The following is a 5,099-nucleotide window of genomic DNA, read 5'->3' as shown; positions in this document are numbered from 1 at the left end:
AGCGTGAAAAAAGTGGATTTTCGATTTGAATTTACAACGAAGCTGAAAGAATACTTAGACGATGAGAAGGATGAAAAAATAATAAAATAATAAAAGATGGACATAGAGATGTAATTTTTCACTATTTATATGCGTTAGAGACTGAAATTGGCGTTGTTAAAAATCCTAATTTTACTTTTTTTGCATCAGGAAGACGTTCACATATAGTGTTAGAAAACGTTGAATTTAAAACAGAAGTAAATGTGAAAAGTAATATAATTGAAATTACAAAAATAGTGGATAATGTAGTTATTCCGTTAGATACTATCGTAGCGAAGAATCGGGAATTATTTGCACTTGGACGTAATGAAAAGTTTAGTGTACAAATATTAGAGCAGTATCTTTTTGATACATTTGGAGAAAAATTAGGTTTAAAATGAATGGAATAGCCTATGTATTTATGGGTAGTTAATTTTCATATATATCATTTACGTTTGACCTTTCATTTAATTTATACTACAATCCGTAGTGTGAAAGGAGTTGTACAATGTTTACTCAAAACTATAAGTTAAATGAGCACGGGTTAAATCATTTCTTTGGACCGCTTGAAGCGAAGATTATGGAGATTATTTGGTCTACTGAAGGTATTACTATTAAAGAAGTCCAGCAGAAATTAAGTGAAGAATCGCCTGTGAATTTTAATACTGTTATGACAGTTATGAACAGGTTAGTAGAGAAATTACACTTAGAAAAACAGACTGTAAAAAGAAGTGGCATATATCGTGCTATACAAACGAAAGAAGAATTCTTATCCAATCAAACGAAGAAAATGACACAGGAATTAGTGGGGGAATTTGGAGATTTAGTTATAACACATATGATAGATGAGTTAGAGCAGGCTGATCCGAATTTAATAAAAAAATTAGAAGACAAATTGAATCAGTTAAAAAAAGAGGATCGATGAAATGAAATGGCAAATGCGTAAAATCGTATTGTTAGCGCTCATTGTTAGTACCCTCTTTTTCAGCTTGTTATTGTATTATGTTACATATCCATTTCTCTTTCAAAATAAGGCATTCTTCCTTTCAAAGTTTTGCTTGTTTCAGTTAGAAAAACATATGAAAGAACTATCAATGGTTCGTATTATAGTAGCGGGGTTATTATTAATTACTGTATTGATTGTGTGTAAAAGAATTTGGCGGCAATTTTTCTATAGTAAAAAAGTACAAAAAGTACTTATCCCACTTATTAGAAAAGGGAAACAAATATATATACTGCCGACTGTGGAAGTTGCAGCGTTTACAATTGGATTATTCCGTCCGAAAGTTGTCATGTCGGAAGGTTTGCTTCAGACGTTTTCAGATGAAGAGATTGATGCGATTATTTTCCATGAAGAATATCATCAAAATAATTGGGATCCGCTAAAATTATTTTGTTTTACGTTATTAGCAGAAGGAATGATGTACATCCCGATATTAAAAGAATTGTTACAACGATATCATACGTATCAAGAGTTAGCAGCAGATAAATATGCGATGCAAAAAATGGAATCTTCATTTGAGTTAGGTAGCGCGTTATTAAAATTAATTAAAATAAAGACAATGGAAAATCGATGTGTTACAGCTTCATTTGCAAAAACAGCAATAAATTTACGAATCGAGCAAGTGTTAAATGAAAAGGTTGCTAAGCTTACTATTCCGTTACATACGAACTCGGTATATGTAACAGTAGGGTTATTCTGTGTGTCGATTGTACTTATTGTCGGAGAGTGCATATAGCCTCTTTTTTTAAGAATAAACACTACTCATTGTAGTGTTTTAGGGGGAATAAAATGAATGCAGCAGATTTAACAATTTGGCTTGTGGCTGGGGCGGGAGTATTGTCATTTATATCACCGTGCTCTTTACCGCTATATCCATCTTATTTATCTTATATTACAGGTGTGTCTATTCAAGATTTAAAAGAAAATCGTGGGATTATGCAAAAATCAGCGATTATACATACAGTATTTTTTATGATCGGATTTTCGGTTATATTTTACGCGTTAGGTTTATCGGTAAGCTGGATTGGAATAACATTTTCATCTAACCAAAAATTGATTCAACAAATTGGTGGGATTTTTATTGTTTTAATGGGGCTATTTATGACGGGCTTGTTTCAGCCTAAGTGGCTTATGGCAGAGAAAAAGGTGCAGTATAGAAGTAAATCGACTGGATATATTCGCTCGATTTTAGTCGGTATGACATATGCAGCGGGTTGGACGCCATGTGTTGGACCGATATTTTCAGCTGTACTCATGCTTGGCGCGACGAATCCTGAAGGGGCACTTCTTTATATTACAGCGTATACTCTTGGGTTTGCGATTCCATTTTTCGTGATGGCATTCTTTATTGGGAAGGTAAAATGGATTGTTACATATGCCAATGTCATGATGAAAATTGGCGGTGGAATGATGATTGTAACAGGTATTTTATTGTATACAAATCAAATGACGAAAATTACAGCATTCTTTATTCGTCTATTCGGTGGATTTACAGGTTTTTAAAAATGAGGAGGAAGGAAAGTGAAGAAACTAATTGCTATTATACTAGTAGGTGCTCTCGTTTGGGCGGGGGTTAACTTTTATAATTCAAAGAAAGAAGAAAAGGAAAGAAAAGCGAAACAAGCAGAGTTACAAGAGAAAGAAGTATTACCACAAGTAGGTTTTAAAGCACCTGGCATCACATTAAAAGGATTAGACGGAAAGTTGCAGTCGTTAAATGATGCCAAGGGAAAACCATATATTATTAATTTTTGGGCATCATGGTGTGGGCCGTGTGAAATGGAGGCACCTGACTTAGTTCATATGTATGATAAATATAAAAAGGATGTTGAAATTTTTGCGGTGAATGCAACTGTTAGTGACCCAGTACAAGAAGCAAGCGCATTTGCTAATCGCTATGGGTTTGAGTTTCCTGTTCTATTAGATATGGACGGAGTAGCTGGACTAGATTATAAAGTATTCTCTTTACCGACGACATTTTTTGTTAATAAAGATGGAATTATAGTAGATCATGTGCGAGGTGTATTACCACCAGATCAATTAGAAAAGAAATTTAAGAAATTGATTGAGAGCTAAAAGGGGATTTCGTGATGATGGAGTGGATCGTGAGATTACAACCCGTATCTCTTATAATTGGAAGTCTATTTGGATTTATGTTGATGAAACGAAAGATGAGGCATCAAAATGCATCATATGAAAAAATGATGGATGCCGTAACAAATGCGTTTATTATCATCGTATTTGTATGGAAGTTTGCACCAGCAATTTTAAATCCTGTATGGGCTTTTAAATCGCCATTGCAAGCATTATTAGCTATAGGAAGTATGCAACATATTGTAGTAGGATGCGTAATTGCTAGTGTATACATTGTTTGGAAAAGTAAAAAGGAACAATTTTCGCTTCGCATTTTACTTGATGTACTCCCTTTTGGATTGTGTGTGTGCATTATCTTTTATTTTCTATTACATCATGAAGTAGGTGTACAAACGACACTACCATGGGGAATGAATATATACGAATCTAAATTTTTGTATCATCCTATTTTTGTATATGAGATTATCCTCAACCTTTGTATAATGGGTTTGTTATGGATGAAAAATGAAAGGCTCGGAAATGGAAAGAATATAAGTATTTTTCTAATTGTTGAGGGGTTTGCTCAAATTATTATTTCGCTTGTTAGTGAACAAAATTCGGTACAGTTTGGTCTATCAGCACAGCAAATAATGAGCTTTTGTATTATTAGTTTAGGGATTTTGTTGGTGCCGAAAAAATAAAAGATATCCATGTACAGAGAGTATCTGTGTATGGATATCTTTTATAAGCGTATTTCTTCATCATATGCTAAATCATTATATTGTAGAAACCTAAAAACCCCTTTATTAGGGGTTTTTAGGTTTCTACAGGTCTGCATGTGTTTCTTGTTTATCTGTATCCCATTTTGGAAGTTGTTTTGCTTGTTGATTTTCAGTGAAATTATTAAAGCCAAAAGCAAGTATGCATGTAAAGGTTAAAATAGCTAAACTAATCTTTTTCATTATCTTAGTGCCTCCTTAGTTAATAATTTTTGTTTTGCTTCGTAAGTTTTGAAAAAATATTTTTGAGATTTCTCTATTTTATTCACTTTATGAAATTCTACTGCTAATAATTCGTAATATTCTTGTGCATAATCGTATAATTCTTTACTGTTAAAATATGTGGTGCCTGCAATGATTGCGTTTTCTAAGTCGTCTAGAATACCAGTGTGTTGTGTTTTTAAGATAGTGAAATGGTGTTTATATTCTTGATTATTTAATTCATTACAAATTTCTAAGCCTTTTTGAACCCAATCGTTTGCAAGTTCTTTTTCATTTAAACTAAAATGTTCTTTGGCTTGTAGAAAATTGGCTTTTAGGTGTTTAGGTAATTTGTTTGTAACTATTGTAAGATGTCTAATAGCAAGGGTTGATAGATTTTGAGAAGAGTAGAGCCAACCTAAGTTATTTCGAACTTTTAAGATTAGTGTATCGTCTTTCAGCTTTTGTAAAATATTGATTGCTGAATTATAGTTCTCTTCGGCTTGTTCGAATTGTTTTAAATAAACAGAACATGAGCCTAAAATGTTTTCGCATAGAGCTATTTTAATTTCATAACGTGGATATTTTGAGAAAATCTCTTTCGCTTGATTTGCATAATTGATTGCTGTAAGTGGTTTGTTTGTATGGTGATTAAATATAGCAAATTTATATTTATATTCAGCTTCTTCTAGTTCACCTGGTACATGTTTTAAAAGGGATTCAGCTTTTTCGTATTCTTTTTTTGCTTCATCATAATTTCCAATAATGGTAGCATGTTCAGCTTTAAAAAAGTGATAATAATAAGTAATAAAGTCTTCAGTTATTGGATTGTCTAAACGAACAATTTGACTAAAAGTATCATACTTAATGTTTGTCCAATCGGTTAGGACCTTATATTTAAAGTTTAGTAGGGAGTAGTAAAGCGATAGATTTTGATCAGCTTCAATTTTATTAATCTGTTTCTCTATTTTTTCTTTTAATTGTTTCGCTTCAATTAATTGCTCCGCTACCATTACTTGATATAA

7 protein-coding genes and 1 pseudogene are annotated in these 5,099 nt (G+C 32.4%); 6 read left to right on the top strand and 2 right to left on the bottom strand.

Annotated elements, in window-relative coordinates:
* Positions 1 to 12: 12 nt before the first annotated feature.
* The 6 genes and pseudogenes from ACQGSG_RS26445 (at position 13) to ACQGSG_RS26420 (ending at position 3,795) form a co-directional block, all read left to right on the top strand.
* Positions 13 to 419 (top strand): annotated as a pseudogene (locus ACQGSG_RS26445) (DUF3942 family protein).
* 107 nt (positions 420 to 526) lie between these two features.
* On the top strand, positions 527 to 943 hold the full coding sequence (locus ACQGSG_RS26440; protein WP_000495049.1) for a BlaI/MecI/CopY family transcriptional regulator: 417 nt from the start codon (positions 527 to 529) through the stop codon (positions 941 to 943).
* Between the two features lies 1 nt (position 944).
* On the top strand, positions 945 to 1,757 hold the full coding sequence (locus ACQGSG_RS26435) for a M56 family metallopeptidase (protein ID WP_325842278.1): 813 nt from the start codon (positions 945 to 947) through the stop codon (positions 1,755 to 1,757).
* A 53-nt stretch (positions 1,758 to 1,810) separates the two neighbouring features.
* A complete protein-coding gene (gene ccdA, locus ACQGSG_RS26430; protein WP_050821757.1) occupies positions 1,811 to 2,524 on the top strand; it encodes a cytochrome c-type biogenesis protein CcdA in 714 nt (237 codons plus the stop codon).
* An 18-nt stretch (positions 2,525 to 2,542) separates the two neighbouring features.
* Positions 2,543 to 3,097, top strand: a complete 555-nt coding sequence (locus ACQGSG_RS26425) for a TlpA family protein disulfide reductase (protein ID WP_000733185.1) — start codon at positions 2,543 to 2,545, stop codon at positions 3,095 to 3,097.
* Between the two features lie 17 nt (positions 3,098 to 3,114).
* Entirely contained in the window at positions 3,115 to 3,795 is a 681-nt protein-coding gene (locus tag ACQGSG_RS26420; RefSeq protein ID WP_033667336.1) for a prolipoprotein diacylglyceryl transferase family protein, read from the top strand.
* A gap of 123 nt (positions 3,796 to 3,918) precedes the next feature.
* On the opposite strand, the gene ACQGSG_RS26415 is transcribed toward ACQGSG_RS26420, so the two are convergent.
* Together ACQGSG_RS26415 and ACQGSG_RS26410 are read right to left on the bottom strand one after the other, a co-directional pair.
* Positions 3,919 to 4,056 (bottom strand): hypothetical protein, encoded by a 138-nt coding sequence (locus ACQGSG_RS26415; RefSeq protein WP_000724010.1) that lies wholly within the window; start codon positions 4,054 to 4,056, stop codon positions 3,919 to 3,921.
* Positions 4,056 to 5,099: tetratricopeptide repeat protein (locus tag ACQGSG_RS26410; RefSeq protein ID WP_426948400.1), on the bottom strand; the 1,044-nt coding region annotated here is incomplete at its 5' end. The genes ACQGSG_RS26410 and ACQGSG_RS26415, both read right to left, overlap by 1 nt.

Origin of the sequence: Bacillus sp. GMa5/1, assembly GCF_050172015.1 — a bacterium.
GTDB lineage: Bacteria > Bacillota > Bacilli > Bacillales > Bacillaceae_G > Bacillus_A > Bacillus_A cereus.
This window is presented reverse-complemented; position numbering and strand designations above follow the sequence as displayed.